Origin of the sequence: Bradyrhizobium sp. KBS0727 (genome assembly GCF_005937885.2) — a bacterium.
Taxonomy (GTDB): domain Bacteria; phylum Pseudomonadota; class Alphaproteobacteria; order Rhizobiales; family Xanthobacteraceae; genus Bradyrhizobium.
This window is the reverse complement of sequence record NZ_CP042176.1, coordinates 6,361,599-6,375,803: the sequence shown is the minus strand read 5'-3', so window position 1 is coordinate 6,375,803 and position 14,205 is coordinate 6,361,599. Positions and strand designations below refer to the sequence as shown.

Here is a 14,205-nt window from a genome sequence, read left to right as displayed (position 1 = left end):
GCCAACTTCGCCGGCGCTGCCACGCGCTCCGGCCGTCTTGCCGTGGAGTGCAACAGTATGGCGAAAGCCGAAGATGCCAAGGTGCTCGCGACAATCGCGGCGGCGCCCGAACTCGCCACGCCTGACGCGACCGACGCTTTCCTCAACGCCATGCCGATCGCCGGCCTGGCGTCGATGTGGTGCGTGCTGCAGCGGTTGAGTCGCCGCGACCAGACCGCCGGCGCCTGGGCGGCAAAGCTCTATTTCGATCATCTGCCGCACGCGCAGCCGGACCGTGCGCTCGATCTCGCGTTCGAAGTGCTGCGCACGGAAGCCGACAAGCCGACGGTGATGCAGCTCAACGACAAGTTCATGCTGTCGCTGCTCTATGCGCAGGGTGCCGAGGTGATCGATCGCATCGAGGCCGAGGCGACGGACAATGAGAAGCTGCGATGGCTGCTCGGGGGAATTTACTTCGGACCTGGCGAGCCATTTCAGGACCGCATCGGCGCGATCGCCGACGCCGAAAGCTGGCAGGCCGACGATGCCGCCCGCCGCAGGCCGAAGCAGCCGCTCGATGGCCGGGCCATGTCGGTCGAGGCACTGGCGCGGGCCTGGGTCGAGCAATATTCGAAATCGGATCGCGACCGCGACGACAATTATTTCGCCATGATGGAATATGAGCGCGACCTGCGCGAGGAGGACCCCGGCCGGGCGATCGATCTGATCGTCGAGATTCTCGCGATCGAGACCAATCCGGCGTTGCTGTCGCAGCTCGCGGCCGGAGCGCTCGAGGACGTCATCAGCATGGAGACCATCGATCGCATCGAGCGCGAGGCCTCCGCCAACAAGCGCTTCCACGATCTGTTGGGCGGCGTCTGGTACTACCGCGCTTCCGACGAATTGAAGGCGCGGCTCGATGCGCTGGTCAGGAACAACAAATGGTGATCGGCGGTCACCCTAATGGTGCCTGCAGGCGATCTGCACAGACCCACCGTAATTCCGGCTCAATCCGCCGCGATCCTTCTCGCGCATCACGAGTGGTCACATGTTCTCACGCCGTCATTTCCTGAAATTCATGGCTGGGTTGGGCGCGTTTGGCGTCTCGACCACCGCTTACGGGTTCTCCGAACCTGTCGTGCGGCTTGGCGTGACGCGATACGACCTTTCGCCGCCGCGATGGCCGGCGGGATTCCAGCTCAAGATCGCCGCCATCGCCGACCTTCATGCCTGCGATCCCTGGATGTCGATCGATCGCATCCACAGCATTGTCGAGCGCACCAATGCGCTGAACGCCGACATCATCGTCCTGCTTGGCGACTACGTCGCCGGACACCGCCATGTCACGCGGCTGATTCCGGCCGGCGAATGGGCGCCGGTGCTTGCCGGGTTGAAGGCGCCGCTCGGCGTGCATGCCATTCTCGGCAATCACGACTGGTGGGAAGACAATGCGGTGCAGCAGCAGGGGCAGGGGCCGACCCATGCCCGCCGTGCCCTCGAAGCCGCCGGCATTCCGGTTTACGAAAACGACGCGAAGCGTCTTGCCAAGGATGGCCAGCCGTTCTGGCTGGCGGGCCTCGGCGATCAACTTGCTTATGTGCCGGCGCGCCGGTTCAGGCCGGTGCGCCGCATCGGCGTCGACGATCTCGGCGCGACGCTGGCAAAGGTCACCGATGATGCGCCGCTGATTCTTCTGGCCCACGAGCCGGACGTGGCCGCGCGGGTGCCGGCGCGGGTCGCACTGCAACTCTCCGGCCATACCCATGGCGGCCAGGTGCGGATGCTCGGCTGGTCGCCGATCGCGCCGACGCGCTACCGCAAGCTGGTCTACGGCCACAGCCGCGTGAACTGCGATGTCATCGTCTCCGGCGGCCTCGGCTGCAGCATCATGCCGTTCCGCCTCGGTGTCCCTCCGGAGATCGTGCTGGTGACGCTGGGCGGGGCCGGGGTGGCGGTGTCGTAAGCCTCGATATGTGGCATGGAACTCTGCATCAAATGATGTTACATTTGATGCGGAGGATAAGCCAATGAGAACCACCATTGCCATCGATGACGAATTGTTTGCCAAGGCGCAGGAATTTGCCGGCGTGACGGAGAAGTCTGCCGTCATCCGCGAAGCATTGAAGGCCTTCGTTGAGCGCGAAGCCGCACGCCGGCTCGCGCGCATGGGAGGGAAGCAGCCGAACGCCAAGGCGCCACCGCGCCGCCGCTTCAAATGATGGTACTGGCCGATACATCGATCTGGATCGACCATTTTCGCCGGAGTGATTTGCGGTTGGCTCAGTTGCTCGAACGTGGCGATGTCGCCATGCACCCGTTTGTAATTGGCGAATTGCTACTTGGCCGCGTGCCCAAAATCGCCGAAATGATCGATGATCTCAACACACTTCCGAAGGCGACCATGGCGAGTACCGACGAGGTGCTCAAGTTTATTGCTGTGCGAGGATTGCCGGGATCGGGCATCGGCTATGTCGATGCGCACCTGTTGGCCGCTGTCGCGCTGACGCCCGAAACGGCGATCTGGACTCGTGACAAGCGTCTGCTGGCTGCGGCGCAGTCGCTGTCTCTCGCCGCTGAAATTCCGGAGTAGCGTCGATGTCTTCCCTCGACGGCGAGATCCGCGGCGGCCGCCATCACATGCAGGTCCGCGTCTATTACGAGGACACCGATTTTTCCGGCATCGTCTATCACGCCAATTACCTGCGCTTCATGGAGCGCGGGCGCACCAATCACCTGCGGCTGATGGGTGCTGACCAGCACGCGCTGTTTGCCGAGGCGCAGACGGAGACGCCGGGCTTTGCCTTTGTCGTGCGTTCGATGCAGCTCGATTTCCTGCGGCCGGCGCGGATGGACGATCTGCTCGACGTGGTGACATGGCCGGTCGCAGTGAAGGGCGCCTCGATCACGCTGGCGCAGGAAGTGCGGCGCGGCGACGAGGTGCTGGTCACCGCCGAGGTGCGCGTCGCCTTCATTAGCGAGGGACGCGCGAAGCCGATCCCGAAATCGCTGCGGCAGATGATGAAGGCCGATTTGATTTCGTGATCGCGTGATAGGCAAACGGCCATCGACAACGCTACGCGCGGCGATAGATTGGCGGCTTCAATTCACATCCGAGGTCACCATGTCGCGTCCGCCGCTGCCGCCCTTTACCAAAGAGACCGCCGCGCAAAAGGCGCGCATGGCGGAAGACGCCTGGAATTCACGCGACCCGGTGCGGGTGTCGCTGGCCTATACCGAGGACAGTCGCTGGCGTAACCGCTCGGAAGTGTTTCAGGGCCGCCCCGCCATTGTCGCGTTCCTCACCCGCAAGTGGGAGAGGGAGCACGACTACCGCCTGATCAAGGATCTCTGGGCTTTCGACGGCAACCGCATCGCGGTGCGGTTCCAGTACGAATGGCACGATGGCGCCGGCCAGTGGTATCGCTCCTACGGCAACGAGCAGTGGGAGTTCGACGAGCACGGCCTGATGCGCCGCCGCGAAGCGAGCATCAACGACATCGTGATTGCGGAAAAAGACCGGCGCTTTCACTGGGCCGCACCGGGGCCGCGGCCGGCCGACGTGCCAGGACTGGGCGAGAGCCCGTTTTAGTTCGAGGGCATCACCCCGGCGTCGTCCCGGCGTTCGCCGGGACGACGGATAAAGCCTTACGCCGCCGTCTTCTGCCGCGCCAGTTCGGCCTTGTAGAGCTCGAACTCCTCGGCGATCGCCTTGGCGATGCTGGGACGGGTGCGCAGCCGCTCGTAATAGGCTTTCACGGTCGGCCACTTCGCCAGTTCGATCGGCGGCGTCGCCATCGTCCAGTTGATGACGGTGACGAGATAGGCATCGGCGACGCTGAAATGGTCGAGCAGGAATTCGCGGCCCTTCAGGTAGTTCTCGAGATAGTCGAGCCGCGAAAGTCCCTTGCCCAGCACATGGGCCTTCATCTCCGGCGGCGCGGTCTTGTCGAGAATCGGAACGAACAGCCCCTTGTGCAGTTCGGTGCCGATGAAGCACAGCCATTGATGCAGCTTGCTGCGCTCCATGCCCGGGCCGGTGGCGATGCCGGCCTGCGGGAAGCTGTCGGCGACATATTGCAGGATCGCCGCGTTCTCGGTCAGCACCAACCCGTCGTCGGTGCGCAGCGTCGGCACCAGCCCGAGCGGGTTCACCTTCCGAAAATCCGAGCCGTCGTTCTGCACGATCTTGGTCTTGGGATCGACCTCGAGATAGTTGGCGGAAGCGCCGGCTTCGTACAGCGCAATCCGGGTCGCCAGCGAGCAGGCGAGCGGCGAAAAATACAGGTCCATGAATGTCTCCTTGGCAGGTTCTTTGGGGCGATCGATCAACCTTCCTGGCGCGATGGCGGGCGGGGATTGATTTTTATACTGTCCCGCATAATATAAATGAGGTCAAGGAATTTTTTGCGAAATGGTACAAAAAAGTAAAAAGCCACCTGTGACGCGGATCGACGATCCCGCAGCGCCCAAGCGCCGCGGCCGTCCGCGCGCCTATCAACCTGAAATCGCGCTCGCCAAGGCGCTCGATCTGTTTCGCAAAGACGGCTTTGCCGCCACGTCGCTCGACGATCTCTCGGCTGCTACCGGCATGAACCGGCCGAGCCTCTATGGTGCTTTTGGCGACAAGCGCGAGCTCTACATCAAGAGCTACCGGCGCTATCGCGAGGACGCCCGCGCGGCGATGCAGGACATCTTTCGCGAGGAGCAGCCGATCCGCCGGCGGCTTGAGCGCATCTATGCGGTGGCGCTCGATATTTACCTGTCCGGTGAATCCGGTCCGCGCGGCTGCTTCACGGTGATGACGGCGGCATCCGAAGCGGTGGCCGATCCCGATATCCGCGCCATGGTGCTGGAAGGCTTTGCCGAACTCGACAAGGCGTTTGCCGCTTGCTTCCGGCTTGCGAAGGAAAAGGGCGAGTTGCCGGAGGGTGCCGATCCCGCGGTGCTGGCGCAACTGGCCTCGGCCACCATCCACACCATCGCCATCCGCGCCCGCGCGCGCGTGCCGCGGAAGGAATTGGAAGCGATCGTGACGGGGGCGATCGATGTGATGGTGGGCACGAAGTAATCCGCAAAATATAAATCCGATCAATTTGTCGGCGCGCGGCTTTCCCGTTCGTTCCCCGGACGTGCTTCACGAGGAAAGAGAGAGACAGAATGGTAAAAGTAAGGGTTTCCGCCTTTTCGATATCGCTGGATGGTTTTGCGGCGGGTCCGGGTCAGGACTTGCAACATCCGTTTGGTGTCGGCGCCGATCAAATTCCCGCTTGGCTGCGGCAAACGCAGATGTTTCACGAGATGATCGGCCAGCCGGGCGGCGCCACCGGCGTCGACAATGACGTCGCCAAAAGCTCGATGGAGAATATCGGTGCCTGGATCATGGGCCGAAACATGTTCGGCCCGATTCGTGGCCCGTGGCCCGACGATTCCTGGAAAGGCTGGTGGGGACCCAATCCGCCGTATCACGTTCCGGTGTTCGTGCTGACGCACCATGCGCGGCCGTCGATCGAGATGGAAGGCGGCACGGTGTTCCATTTCGTGACCGATGGAATTGAGTCAGCGCTGGCGCGGGCAAAGCAAGTCGCGGGGGCAAGGGACATCCGTATCGGCGGCGGGGCTTCGGTGATCCGGCAATATCTGCAGGCGCGCCTGCTCGATGAAGTTCGCCTGGCCGTCGCTCCGGTGTTTGTCGGCGCGGGAGAGAACCTGTTTTCCGGGCTCAATCTGCCGGACCTCGGCTATGCCTGTGTCGAGAGCGCCACAGGCGAGAATGCCACTCACGTTCGCGTCATGCGAAAGTAGATCACGCGGAACAATGCGTCGTCCTGTCCTCGTCGGCAGGACGCGCCACGCTGGCGTTCCCGATCCCCAGGCGGTATAATTTCCGAACACTTGGCGGGTGCGCGGATGTCGGTTTTCTCAAGCAGATTGGCCCTTGCAGTTGGATTGGCAGCGCTCGGCCTGGGCGGGCCAATCGCGCATGCCCAAGGCGTGCCGTACTCCTGGGCCTCGGGCTGGTCTTCGGGCTTCGGCGGCAACATGAGCGCGGATCAGGGCGCGAACGTGAATACGACCGGCGATTCCGCGGGCTTCGCCAACAACAGCGCTGGTGTGGGCGCCTTCATGCAGCGCTACAGCTTTTCCAGCAACTCCTTCCTTGGCGGCCCGGGCTTCGGTGGTTCCGGCCTCAGCGGCCTGAACCAGACTGCTTCGTTCGGTTCCTCGTTCACCTATGACGGCGTGCAGGTCGGCTACAACTTCAAGAACTCACCCGTCTCGGTCTTTGCCGGGTTCGACACGGCAAAATACAATCCCGGCCTCGGCGCCAATCCATTCTCGCCGTTCGATACCTCCGCGAACTCGACCCCGGGCTATACCGCTCGCGCCGGCGTCGAATTCAAGCCGACGTCGAATCTCAGCCTGTCGCTCGGGGCGAGTTTTACCCAAGCTGGCACCGACAACAGTGCGGTCATCTTGCCCGGCGCTTCGCCGTTCGGCGTGCGCCGCTGACGGTCCGGGAATCCGGTGCGTCCGGAATGCCGGCATGCTATCGTCAGGCGAACAACAACAGACCGGAGGAACCGCTGATGGCCAATTGCATCGTCGTCGTTCAGTTTGATTTGCCCAAGCGCACCGAAGAACAGGCCGTTAAAGGCGGCACGTCGACCGCGCCGATCTATCGCGGCCTCGCCAACAAAGGCTTGATCCGGAAGGACTACCTGAATGGCGAAAGCGGCACCGGCGGCGTCTACCTCTGGGATAGCCGCCAATCGGCGGAAGCCTGGTTTACCGAGGAGCGCATCGCGGAATTGACCCAGCGCTTCGGCGTCCGGCCGCATCTCACCTGGTACGATACGCATGTGACCGTCGATAATCTGAAGGACGAGACGCGCGTCGACGGCAAGGCGATCGAGATGGCGACGTGACGTGTTGCCGTCTGTAGCGCAGCAAAAGAAATTCAATTGAGAAGCCGCCGTAGGGCGGCTTTTCTTTTGCCCGGATGACCAGGCGCCAGCGCGATCGGCTGCTCGCAGAACGATTTGACGCAATCCGTTCCGCCAGCTTTGCTGCTATGGATGCTTGCGGTCGGCGATCCCGTTCGATTGCTGCAGTGCGCGCAAAAACAAAAGAAACACGTTGGGAGGGCACTATCGTGATCCATCGGCTTCTGAGCAGCGCGCTTACAGGTGTGGGCCTATTGCTGGTCGCGCCGTTGACGCAGGCCCACGCGCAATCCCCCGCCAAAACCATAACGCTGGTGGTTCCCTATGCGGCCGGCGGCGGCACCGATACCGTTGCCCGCCTGATCGGCGAGCGGATGTCGCGCACGCTCGGCCAGGCCGTCATCATCGAGAACCAGGTCGGTGGCGGCAGCACGCTGGCCAACGATCGTGTGGCAAGATCGGCGCCCGACGGGACCACGGTCCTGATCAATCACGTCGCGCTGCTCGCGGCGCCCAGCCTGTTCACCAACCTGCGCTACGATACGATGACGGCGTTCGAGCCGGTCGGCCTCGTCAACAACGCGCCGATGGTGCTGATCGGCCGTAAGTCGATACCCGGCGCGACACCGCAGGATTTTGTGGCCTGGATCAAGACCCAGCGCGACAAGGCCAACTTTGCGCACGGCGGTATCGGAACCAACAGCCATCTGTGCGCCGTCATGATGGGCAATGTTCTCGGTTTCACGCCGACCATCGTGGCCTATCGCGGATCAGGTCCGGCGATCGGCGATCTCCTGGCGGGGCAGATCGATCTGCTATGGGATCAGGTCACCAACGCGCTGCCGCAGATTCAGGCCGGTACGCTTCACGGCATCGCCATTACGTCGCCGGAACGGCTTGAACAGTTGAAGGATGTGCCGACCACGGCCGAGCTCGGCATGCCCGAGGTCAGCTATTCGATGTGGCATGGGCTCTATGTCGCGAAGGGCACGCCGAGGGAGATCGTCGTCGCGCTGAATTCCGCGCTCCGCGCGGCTCTGTCCGATCCGAGCTTGCGGGAGAAGTTGAAGGAACTCGGAACCGTGCCATTCCCCGACAACGAGCTGACACCCGAGGCCCACGCGCGTCTGTTTGCCTCCGACATGCCGCGGGTGGCAAAGCTGGTTGAAAGCTCGGGGATCAAGGCGAGCGAAGCGAAGTAGGGCATCTCGCGCCATTCACAGATCCTCGTGCTGGCCCATGCGAGCACAAGGTGCCGTGATGGTGCGTTGCCTGTTCGCTTATTTTGATGGTACCCTGTCCACGTCAAAAGTACGCAGGCCTAACCATCTGGATTTGCAGGAGGATGGGGACAATGAATAGATCAATGATATTAGTCGTCGCTTGTGCTTTGGTATGCCCGACGATTGCTTTTGCGCAGACCGCTGATCCGAAGGTTACGCCGATCAACGATGTTCGGAAAATTCCACCGACAATCGTTTCCGCCAGACGCGATTTCATTTTGAGACAAGACTTGGTTGATCCAAATAACCCGAACAACCTGCGATCAGATTGGCCCAGGCCAAGTGGTCTGCCGGGACCGGGCCATTAGCGCGGTTTCGCAGCTCATAGACTGGTCGAATTTGTTTATGTCTCATTTCGGTGTAACAGCGCCCGTCTTAATACCCCCGCTTGCGATCCACCACATTCTCCAGCGCGCCGCCGGCCTCGAAGCGTTCGATCTGCTGCGCGACGTATTTTGAGATTTCATCGGGATCGGTGTCGGCGGCGTTGTGCGGCGTCAGCACCACCTTCGGGTGGGTCCAGAACCGGCTGTCTGATGGCAACGGTTCGGTGGCGTAGACGTCGAGCGACGCCCCGCCGAGCGTGCCGTCGTCGAGGCATTGCAAAATGTCCGCCTCGTTCTGCAGCCCGCCGCGGCCGGCATTGATCAGGACCGGCGCGCCAAGCGGGCTGGTGCGGTTCAGCTGGGTGAAGAGATCGCGGTTGAGCACGTGCCGCGTGTCCGGGGTCAGCGGCAGCAGGCAGACCAGGATGTCGGTGCGCCGCAGGAACGGCTCCAGCGCTTGCGCGCCGTGAGAGCAATCGATGCCGTCGATCTGTCGCGGGCTCCGGCTCCAGCCTGCGACTCGAAAGCCGATCCGGCGCAGCGCGTCGGCGGCATCGGCGCCCAGTGTGCCGAGCCCCATGACGCCGACCGAGATCGCGCCGGCCGCCCATTGCGATTTCGGCGCCCAGCGCTTGGCGCGCTGCGACTCCCGCAAGTACAGCTCCTGCCGGTGATGCATCAGCACATGCAGCACGACGTATTCCGTCATGCGTTCGGTCAGGTCAGTGACCGCGACGCGCACCAGCGGCACATCGGGTAGCGAGCTGTCCGCCATCAGGGCATCGACACCGGCGCCGAGATTGAAGATGACACGCAGATTGGGGAACGCGGCGAGTTCCCCCGGATGCGGCTTCCAGACCGCGGCGTAATGCACCTCGGCCGGATCGAAAGTCGCATCCGGCAACTGCAGCACGCGTCGCCCCTCGCAGACATCGTCGAACCGGTTCTTCCACCGCTGCGGCGACCAGTTCTCGGTCCCGCCATGCACCAGCAGAGCGAGCGCACCCTTGTTCATTGGCATTCCTTCTTCTTGGCCTTCTTCTTCGTCCCGTCGTCAGCGTGACCTGTATCACATAACGGATTGAACCAGTTCCTTACCCTCATTTCATCAGACAACGGGAGATTTCACATGCGCAAACTGATCCTGATTTCGGCTTTCGCCCTTGCCTCGGTTTCTGCCTCGGTTTCGGCGCAGGCCGGCGACCGCAGCCTGATTCTCGCGGCCAACGACACGCCGGCCGCCGCCGCGACCACCGCCCCCGCGGAGACCAAGCCGGAGGCGGCAACCACCGACACCGCCAGGCCGGAATCCACCAGGAAGCAGGCCTCGAAATCCCGTGGCCAGACCCACGCCCGCCACAGCTATGAGGGCGACGAGGCCAAGGCCCGCCGCATCGCCGCGCGCTATGGCGTCTACTGGTAATTCGCTGCAATCCACGCGTTTCGATCGTTCCGTTCGGCGGAAGAAATTTCCCTCCGAAATTTCTTCCGCCGGCCTGTCTGCTCCGGGCATACTCGTTCGTCATCAAGACAACGGAGATGCCTGACCGTCATGCTGTACGCCATCCTTTGCTATCACGACGAAGACCATGTGGGATCCTGGACCAAGGAACAGGACGCCGCGGTCATGCAGAAGCTTACCGTCGTGCAGGACAAGTTGACCAAACAGGGCCGGCTCGGCCCGGTGGCGCGGCTGTTGCCGACCACGGCGGCGACCACGCTGCGCAAGGACGATCCGCCGGTTGTCCTCGACGGTCCGTTTGCCGAAACCAAGGAACAACTGCTCGGGTTTTACGTCATCGACTGCAAGAACCTCGACGAGGCACTCGACGTCGCCCGCGATCTCGCCAAGGCCAATCCGGGCGGCGCCTACGAGATCCGCCCGGTCGGCATGTTCACGCCGGGGAGTGTCCAGTCGTGACCGATGCCGCCTGGATCGACGGCGCGCTGACGTCGGCGCGTCCCCAGGCGGTCGGCGCGCTGCTGCGCTATTTCCGCAATCTCGATACCGCCGAGGAGGCGTTCCAGAACGCCTGCTTGCGCGCGCTGAAAAGCTGGCCGCAAAACGGCCCGCCGCGCGATCCGGCGGCGTGGCTGATCATGGTCGGGCGCAACGTGGCGATCGACGACATCAGGCGAAGCAAAAAGCAAACACCGCTGCCCGAGGACGAGGCGATCTCCGATCTCGACGACGCCGAGGAGGAGCTTGCCGAACGGCTCGACGGATCGCACTACCGCGACGATATCCTGCGGCTGTTGTTCATCTGCTGCCATCCCGAACTGCCGGCGACGCAGCAGATCGCGCTGGCGCTGCGGATCGTCTCCGGCCTGACGGTGAAGCAGATCGCGCGCGCCTTCCTGGTTTCGGAAGCCGCCATGGAACAGCGTATCACGCGGGCGAAAGCGCGCGTCGCCGGCGCCGATGTGCCGTTCGAAACGCCCGATGCGGTGGCGCGCAGCGAACGGCTCGCCGCGGTCGCCGCGATGATCTATCTGATCTTCAACGAGGGCTATTCGGCCAGCGGCGATACCGCCGAAATCCGTAAACCGCTATGCGAGGAGGCGATACGTTTGGCGCGGCTGCTGCTGCGGTTGTTCCAGAGCGAGCCAGAGATCATGGGGCTGACGGCGCTGTTGTTGCTGCAGCACGCCCGTGCCGAGGGAAGGTTTGACCGTGACGGCGCGGTGATCCTGCTCGACGATCAGGACCGCACACTGTGGAATCAGAAGATGATCGCCGAGGGATTGGCGCTGATCGACAAGGCGATGCGCCATCGCCGCAGCGGGCCCTACCAGATCCAGGCCGCGATATCGGCGCTGCATGCCCGCGCCGCCAAACCTGAGGAGACCGACTGGACCCAGATCGACCTGCTGTACGGCGCGCTTGAAGTCGTGCAGCCGTCGCCGGTGGTCACCTTGAACCGCGCGGTCGCGGTTTCCAAGGTGCGGGGCGCTGAAGCAGCCCTCGAGATGATCGAGCCGCTGGCGTCGCGGCTGTCGAACTATTTCCATTTTTTCGGCGTGCGCGGCGCCTTCCTGATGCAGCTCGGCCGCAACGACGAGGCGGCCGTCGCCTTCGACCGCGCTATCGCGCTCGCCAATACCTCGGCCGAAGCCGCCCATATCCGCATGCATCTCGACCGCCTGCAGCGCGACAGCGCCCAGCACGGCGCGAAGGCGGGGAAGTAATTCTTTCAGCGAGGAGCTCTTCTCCCGTTCTCCCACCGAAGTCGGATTTATCCGACTTCGACCAATTTAAATGCTCAACTCGGGTATAACCGAGTTGAGGTGGGAGAAGGTACCTTCGCGAAGCGAAGGTGGATGAGGGGTTTCTATCCGTGGAAACGGACCCCTCATCCGTCTCGCTGCCGCTCCGCGCCAGCGATCCACCTTCTCCCACAAGGGGAGAAGGAAAGAGGGCGGAAATAATTTTCGTTCACCCCTGTCGGAATCCGCCACCGTCGTTCGTCTAGTAGCCGAGCAGCCACTCGGGACGACGGGAGACAACCATGACGACGATCACTTCAGCCATGCCGGCCTCGAAACCAGCGCGCTGGGTCGGCCGCATCCTGAGCGGTCTGGTGATCGTATTCCTGATGCTCGACGGTGCCATCAAGCTGGTGCCGTGGCCGGTCGTCACGGATACGATGGACAAGATGGGCTATGGCTCCAGCGAAACGTTGGCGCGAAGCCTTGGGGTCATCACCATCGTCTGCACCGTGCTCTATTCCATTCCGCCGACCTCGATCCTCGGGGCGATCCTGCTGACCGGCTATCTCGGCGGTGCGATGGCCTCGCATGTCAGGATCGGCAGCCCGCTGTTCACCCATACGCTGTTCGGACTGTATCTCGGTCTCATGTTATGGGGTGGGCTGTGGCTGCGCGACCGTAACCTGCGCAGCCTGATTCCGTTTCGCCGCTAGCCAGCGCAGGTCCACGCTCAAGCCAATTGACATACCGACCACCAGTCTGTAAAGGCCGACGCCTAGTCGGTAACAGCATGATCCGGAGGTAGAGGCCGGTTTTCCCCTCGCGGCAAGCGCGGAGAGTTTGCTCGGACAAAAAGCCAGGGCGCGATGATCATCGCGCTTTGGAGTATCCCGAAATTCATCGTCACGGAGCCTGATATGTTCAAAATCATTACTGTCGTCGCGGTCATACTGACGATTGCCATCGCCGTGGTGCTCATTCTAGCCGCGACCAAGCCGGACCGTTTCAGCGTCCGGCGCGAAATCACGGTGAACGCGCCGGCGGAAAAAATCTTTCCGCTGATCAACGACTTTCATCGATGGGTGGCCTGGTCGCCCTACGAACACCGGGATCCCGCGTTGAAGCGTACCTATAGCGGCCTGGAGAGCGGCAAGGGCGCAGTCTATGCGTGGGACGGCAACAACGACGTCGGTTCCGGCCGCATGGAAATTCTGGAGAGTGGTGCGCCGTCGAAGATCGTCATCCAGCTCGATTTCTTCAAGCCGTTCGAGGCCCACAACACCGCCGAGTTCACAATGCTGCCGCAGGGCGATGGCACCCATGTGAGCTGGGTGATGCACGGACCCGCGCCGTTCATGAACAAGCTGATGCAGGTGTTCATGAACCTGGACAGGATGATCGGCAAGGATTTCGAGGCCGGTCTCGCCAACCTGAAGAACATTACCGAGAAATAGATCAACGTCAGCCACCAAGGAGGCAACGATGCAAATCAATCCCTATCTGTTCTACGACAGCAATTGCGAAGCGGCGTTCAAGTTCTACGAGAAGGTGCTGGGCGGCAAGATCGAACTGATGCTGCGCAACGCGGAAGGCCCGCCCGAGATGGGAACGGCACCGGATCGGATGCAGAAGATCATGCACGCCCGGATGTCGATCGATGGCGAGGTCATCATGGCGTCTGACGCGCCGCCCGATCACTTCAACAAGCCGCAGGGCTTTGCGGTGTCGATCACCATTAACGATCCCGCCGAGGCCGAGCGCAAGTTCAAGGCGCTGTCCGAGGGCGGCAGCGTCAACATGCCGTTCGGCAAGACCTTCTTCTCGAAGGGCTTTGGCATGTGTAACGACCAGTTCGGCATTCCCTGGATGGTGAACTGCCCGCTGGAAATGTGAGCTGTGTGTAGGGTCGGCAAAGCGTCAGCGTGCCCACCGTTGCAACCGCGGTGAAGGTGGTGGGCACGGCGCGAGTGCGCCTTTGCCCACCCCACGAAATTTCATCTGCACGTCGGATAGATCGCGGCGAGTTCCCGGCCGCGCAATAGCAACAACCGCGATGTCAGGCCGCCGCGGTGGCTGATCCAGCCCCGTACCGCGGCCGGATAGGCCTCCAGCACTGCCTGCGAGGCTTCCGGTTCCGCATAGAGCCGGCCGCGGCGGTCGATCGAGCGCGCGGCGTGAAATCCGAGCACGGCGCGGCGCGTCACGCAGATGCGGTTGCTCGGCACCGTGCTGAGCACCAGCGTGCAGGCCGAGAGACACGGACCGTCGATCACGACACGCTCGCCGGACTCGCGGACCCGATCGAACAATGCGAGGAACGGGGCGACCTGTCCGCCGGGGCTGGCGAGGATACGCACCTCGGCCCGCGCGGGTGCCATTGCGGCGAATAGTGCCGAAGCGACCAAAACTGCCTTTATCACCGCCATGCGCATGCGCGGTTCCCTCGCATCGAATGCCCCTGCT

20 protein-coding genes are annotated in these 14,205 nt (G+C 62.7%); 17 read left to right on the top strand and 3 right to left on the bottom strand.

Annotated elements, in window-relative coordinates; all coding sequences use genetic code 11:
- Positions 1 to 57 precede the first annotated feature (57 nt).
- From FFI89_RS29855 to FFI89_RS29830, 6 genes are all read left to right on the top strand, one after another.
- Positions 58 to 927 carry a DUF6869 domain-containing protein gene (locus tag FFI89_RS29855; protein WP_138831075.1) on the top strand — a complete coding sequence of 290 codons (870 nt, stop codon included), beginning with the start codon at positions 58 to 60 and terminating at the stop codon, positions 925 to 927.
- A 100-nt stretch (positions 928 to 1,027) separates the two neighbouring features.
- Positions 1,028 to 1,942, top strand: a complete 915-nt coding sequence (locus tag FFI89_RS29850; RefSeq protein WP_138831074.1) for a metallophosphoesterase — start codon at positions 1,028 to 1,030, stop codon at positions 1,940 to 1,942.
- A gap of 64 nt (positions 1,943 to 2,006) precedes the next feature.
- Positions 2,007 to 2,198 (top strand): type II toxin-antitoxin system VapB family antitoxin, encoded by a 192-nt coding sequence (locus tag FFI89_RS29845; RefSeq protein ID WP_138831073.1) that lies wholly within the window; start codon positions 2,007 to 2,009, stop codon positions 2,196 to 2,198.
- Positions 2,195 to 2,569, top strand: a complete 375-nt coding sequence (locus tag FFI89_RS29840; RefSeq protein WP_246669297.1) for a type II toxin-antitoxin system VapC family toxin — start codon at positions 2,195 to 2,197, stop codon at positions 2,567 to 2,569. The genes FFI89_RS29845 and FFI89_RS29840 overlap by 4 nt, the downstream gene beginning before the upstream one ends.
- Before the next feature lie 5 nt (positions 2,570 to 2,574).
- Positions 2,575 to 3,021, top strand: a complete 447-nt coding sequence (gene ybgC, locus FFI89_RS29835; RefSeq protein ID WP_138831072.1) for a tol-pal system-associated acyl-CoA thioesterase — start codon at positions 2,575 to 2,577, stop codon at positions 3,019 to 3,021.
- A 79-nt stretch (positions 3,022 to 3,100) separates the two neighbouring features.
- Positions 3,101 to 3,568 carry a nuclear transport factor 2 family protein gene (locus FFI89_RS29830; RefSeq protein ID WP_138831071.1) on the top strand — a complete coding sequence of 156 codons (468 nt, stop codon included), beginning with the start codon at positions 3,101 to 3,103 and terminating at the stop codon, positions 3,566 to 3,568.
- Between the two features lie 56 nt (positions 3,569 to 3,624).
- On the opposite strand, the gene FFI89_RS29825 is transcribed toward FFI89_RS29830, so the two are convergent.
- Complete coding sequence (locus tag FFI89_RS29825; RefSeq protein ID WP_138831070.1) at positions 3,625 to 4,269, bottom strand: glutathione binding-like protein; 645 nt, start codon at positions 4,267 to 4,269, stop codon at positions 3,625 to 3,627.
- Between the two features lie 121 nt (positions 4,270 to 4,390).
- On the opposite strand from FFI89_RS29825, the gene FFI89_RS29820 reads away from it, so the two are divergent.
- The 5 genes from FFI89_RS29820 (at position 4,391) to FFI89_RS29800 (ending at position 8,125) form a co-directional block, all read left to right on the top strand.
- Positions 4,391 to 5,047, top strand: coding sequence for a TetR/AcrR family transcriptional regulator (locus FFI89_RS29820; protein ID WP_138831069.1), 657 nt, complete (start codon positions 4,391 to 4,393; stop codon positions 5,045 to 5,047).
- A gap of 89 nt (positions 5,048 to 5,136) precedes the next feature.
- Entirely contained in the window at positions 5,137 to 5,781 is a 645-nt protein-coding gene (locus FFI89_RS29815) for a dihydrofolate reductase family protein (protein WP_138831068.1), read from the top strand.
- Positions 5,782 to 5,925: 144 nt separating this feature from the next.
- Complete coding sequence (locus FFI89_RS29810) at positions 5,926 to 6,489, top strand: hypothetical protein (protein ID WP_246669296.1); 564 nt, start codon at positions 5,926 to 5,928, stop codon at positions 6,487 to 6,489.
- Between the two features lie 77 nt (positions 6,490 to 6,566).
- Positions 6,567 to 6,905: a monooxygenase gene (locus FFI89_RS29805; protein WP_138831066.1), complete on the top strand. Its 339-nt coding sequence runs from the start codon at positions 6,567 to 6,569 to the stop codon at positions 6,903 to 6,905.
- A gap of 227 nt (positions 6,906 to 7,132) precedes the next feature.
- Entirely contained in the window at positions 7,133 to 8,125 is a 993-nt protein-coding gene (locus tag FFI89_RS29800; RefSeq protein ID WP_168213097.1) for a tripartite tricarboxylate transporter substrate binding protein, read from the top strand.
- Positions 8,126 to 8,581: 456 nt separating this feature from the next.
- Here the strand turns inward: FFI89_RS29800 and FFI89_RS29795 are convergent, their stop codons facing one another.
- Positions 8,582 to 9,547: a glyoxylate/hydroxypyruvate reductase A gene (locus tag FFI89_RS29795; protein ID WP_138831064.1), complete on the bottom strand. Its 966-nt coding sequence runs from the start codon at positions 9,545 to 9,547 to the stop codon at positions 8,582 to 8,584.
- Positions 9,548 to 9,661: 114 nt separating this feature from the next.
- Between FFI89_RS29795 and FFI89_RS29790 the strand changes: the two genes are divergently transcribed.
- The 6 genes from FFI89_RS29790 to FFI89_RS29765 all read left to right on the top strand — a co-directional run bounded on the left by FFI89_RS29790 (position 9,662) and on the right by FFI89_RS29765 (position 13,635).
- A complete protein-coding gene (locus tag FFI89_RS29790; protein ID WP_138831063.1) occupies positions 9,662 to 9,955 on the top strand; it encodes a hypothetical protein in 294 nt (97 codons plus the stop codon).
- A 129-nt stretch (positions 9,956 to 10,084) separates the two neighbouring features.
- Positions 10,085 to 10,453, top strand: coding sequence for a YciI family protein (locus FFI89_RS29785; RefSeq protein WP_138831062.1), 369 nt, complete (start codon positions 10,085 to 10,087; stop codon positions 10,451 to 10,453).
- A complete protein-coding gene (locus tag FFI89_RS29780; protein ID WP_138831061.1) occupies positions 10,450 to 11,721 on the top strand; it encodes an RNA polymerase sigma factor in 1,272 nt (423 codons plus the stop codon). The genes FFI89_RS29785 and FFI89_RS29780 overlap by 4 nt, the downstream gene beginning before the upstream one ends.
- A gap of 320 nt (positions 11,722 to 12,041) precedes the next feature.
- On the top strand, positions 12,042 to 12,455 hold the full coding sequence (locus FFI89_RS29775; protein ID WP_138831060.1) for a DoxX family protein: 414 nt from the start codon (positions 12,042 to 12,044) through the stop codon (positions 12,453 to 12,455).
- A gap of 204 nt (positions 12,456 to 12,659) precedes the next feature.
- Positions 12,660 to 13,196, top strand: coding sequence for an SRPBCC family protein (locus tag FFI89_RS29770; RefSeq protein ID WP_138831059.1), 537 nt, complete (start codon positions 12,660 to 12,662; stop codon positions 13,194 to 13,196).
- Positions 13,197 to 13,224: 28 nt separating this feature from the next.
- The gene (locus tag FFI89_RS29765) at positions 13,225 to 13,635 is read left to right on the top strand and encodes a VOC family protein (RefSeq protein ID WP_138831058.1); all 411 of its coding nucleotides are present in this window, start codon (positions 13,225 to 13,227) and stop codon (positions 13,633 to 13,635) included.
- A gap of 101 nt (positions 13,636 to 13,736) precedes the next feature.
- Here FFI89_RS29765 and FFI89_RS29760 read toward each other — a convergent pair whose 3' ends face one another.
- On the bottom strand, positions 13,737 to 14,168 hold the full coding sequence (locus tag FFI89_RS29760) for a hypothetical protein (protein WP_371722541.1): 432 nt from the start codon (positions 14,166 to 14,168) through the stop codon (positions 13,737 to 13,739).
- Positions 14,169 to 14,205: the final 37 nt, after the last annotated feature.

Coding starts and splice junctions, on each gene's coding strand:
- FFI89_RS29855 (WP_138831075.1), top strand. CDS start 58: ATGGCGAAAGCCGAAGATGCCAAGGTGCTCGCGACAATCGCGGCGGCG.
- FFI89_RS29850 (WP_138831074.1), top strand. CDS start 1,028: ATGTTCTCACGCCGTCATTTCCTGAAATTCATGGCTGGGTTGGGCGCG.
- FFI89_RS29845 (WP_138831073.1), top strand. CDS start 2,007: ATGAGAACCACCATTGCCATCGATGACGAATTGTTTGCCAAGGCGCAG.
- FFI89_RS29840 (WP_246669297.1), top strand. CDS start 2,195: ATGATGGTACTGGCCGATACATCGATCTGGATCGACCATTTTCGCCGG.
- ybgC (WP_138831072.1), top strand. CDS start 2,575: ATGTCTTCCCTCGACGGCGAGATCCGCGGCGGCCGCCATCACATGCAG.
- FFI89_RS29830 (WP_138831071.1), top strand. CDS start 3,101: ATGTCGCGTCCGCCGCTGCCGCCCTTTACCAAAGAGACCGCCGCGCAA.
- FFI89_RS29825 (WP_138831070.1), bottom strand. CDS start 4,269: ATGGACCTGTATTTTTCGCCGCTCGCCTGCTCGCTGGCGACCCGGATT.
- FFI89_RS29820 (WP_138831069.1), top strand. CDS start 4,391: ATGGTACAAAAAAGTAAAAAGCCACCTGTGACGCGGATCGACGATCCC.
- FFI89_RS29815 (WP_138831068.1), top strand. CDS start 5,137: ATGGTAAAAGTAAGGGTTTCCGCCTTTTCGATATCGCTGGATGGTTTT.
- FFI89_RS29805 (WP_138831066.1), top strand. CDS start 6,567: ATGGCCAATTGCATCGTCGTCGTTCAGTTTGATTTGCCCAAGCGCACC.
- FFI89_RS29795 (WP_138831064.1), bottom strand. CDS start 9,547: ATGAACAAGGGTGCGCTCGCTCTGCTGGTGCATGGCGGGACCGAGAAC.
- FFI89_RS29790 (WP_138831063.1), top strand. CDS start 9,662: ATGCGCAAACTGATCCTGATTTCGGCTTTCGCCCTTGCCTCGGTTTCT.
- FFI89_RS29785 (WP_138831062.1), top strand. CDS start 10,085: ATGCTGTACGCCATCCTTTGCTATCACGACGAAGACCATGTGGGATCC.
- FFI89_RS29775 (WP_138831060.1), top strand. CDS start 12,042: ATGACGACGATCACTTCAGCCATGCCGGCCTCGAAACCAGCGCGCTGG.
- FFI89_RS29770 (WP_138831059.1), top strand. CDS start 12,660: ATGTTCAAAATCATTACTGTCGTCGCGGTCATACTGACGATTGCCATC.
- FFI89_RS29765 (WP_138831058.1), top strand. CDS start 13,225: ATGCAAATCAATCCCTATCTGTTCTACGACAGCAATTGCGAAGCGGCG.
- FFI89_RS29760 (WP_371722541.1), bottom strand. CDS start 14,168: ATGGCGGTGATAAAGGCAGTTTTGGTCGCTTCGGCACTATTCGCCGCA.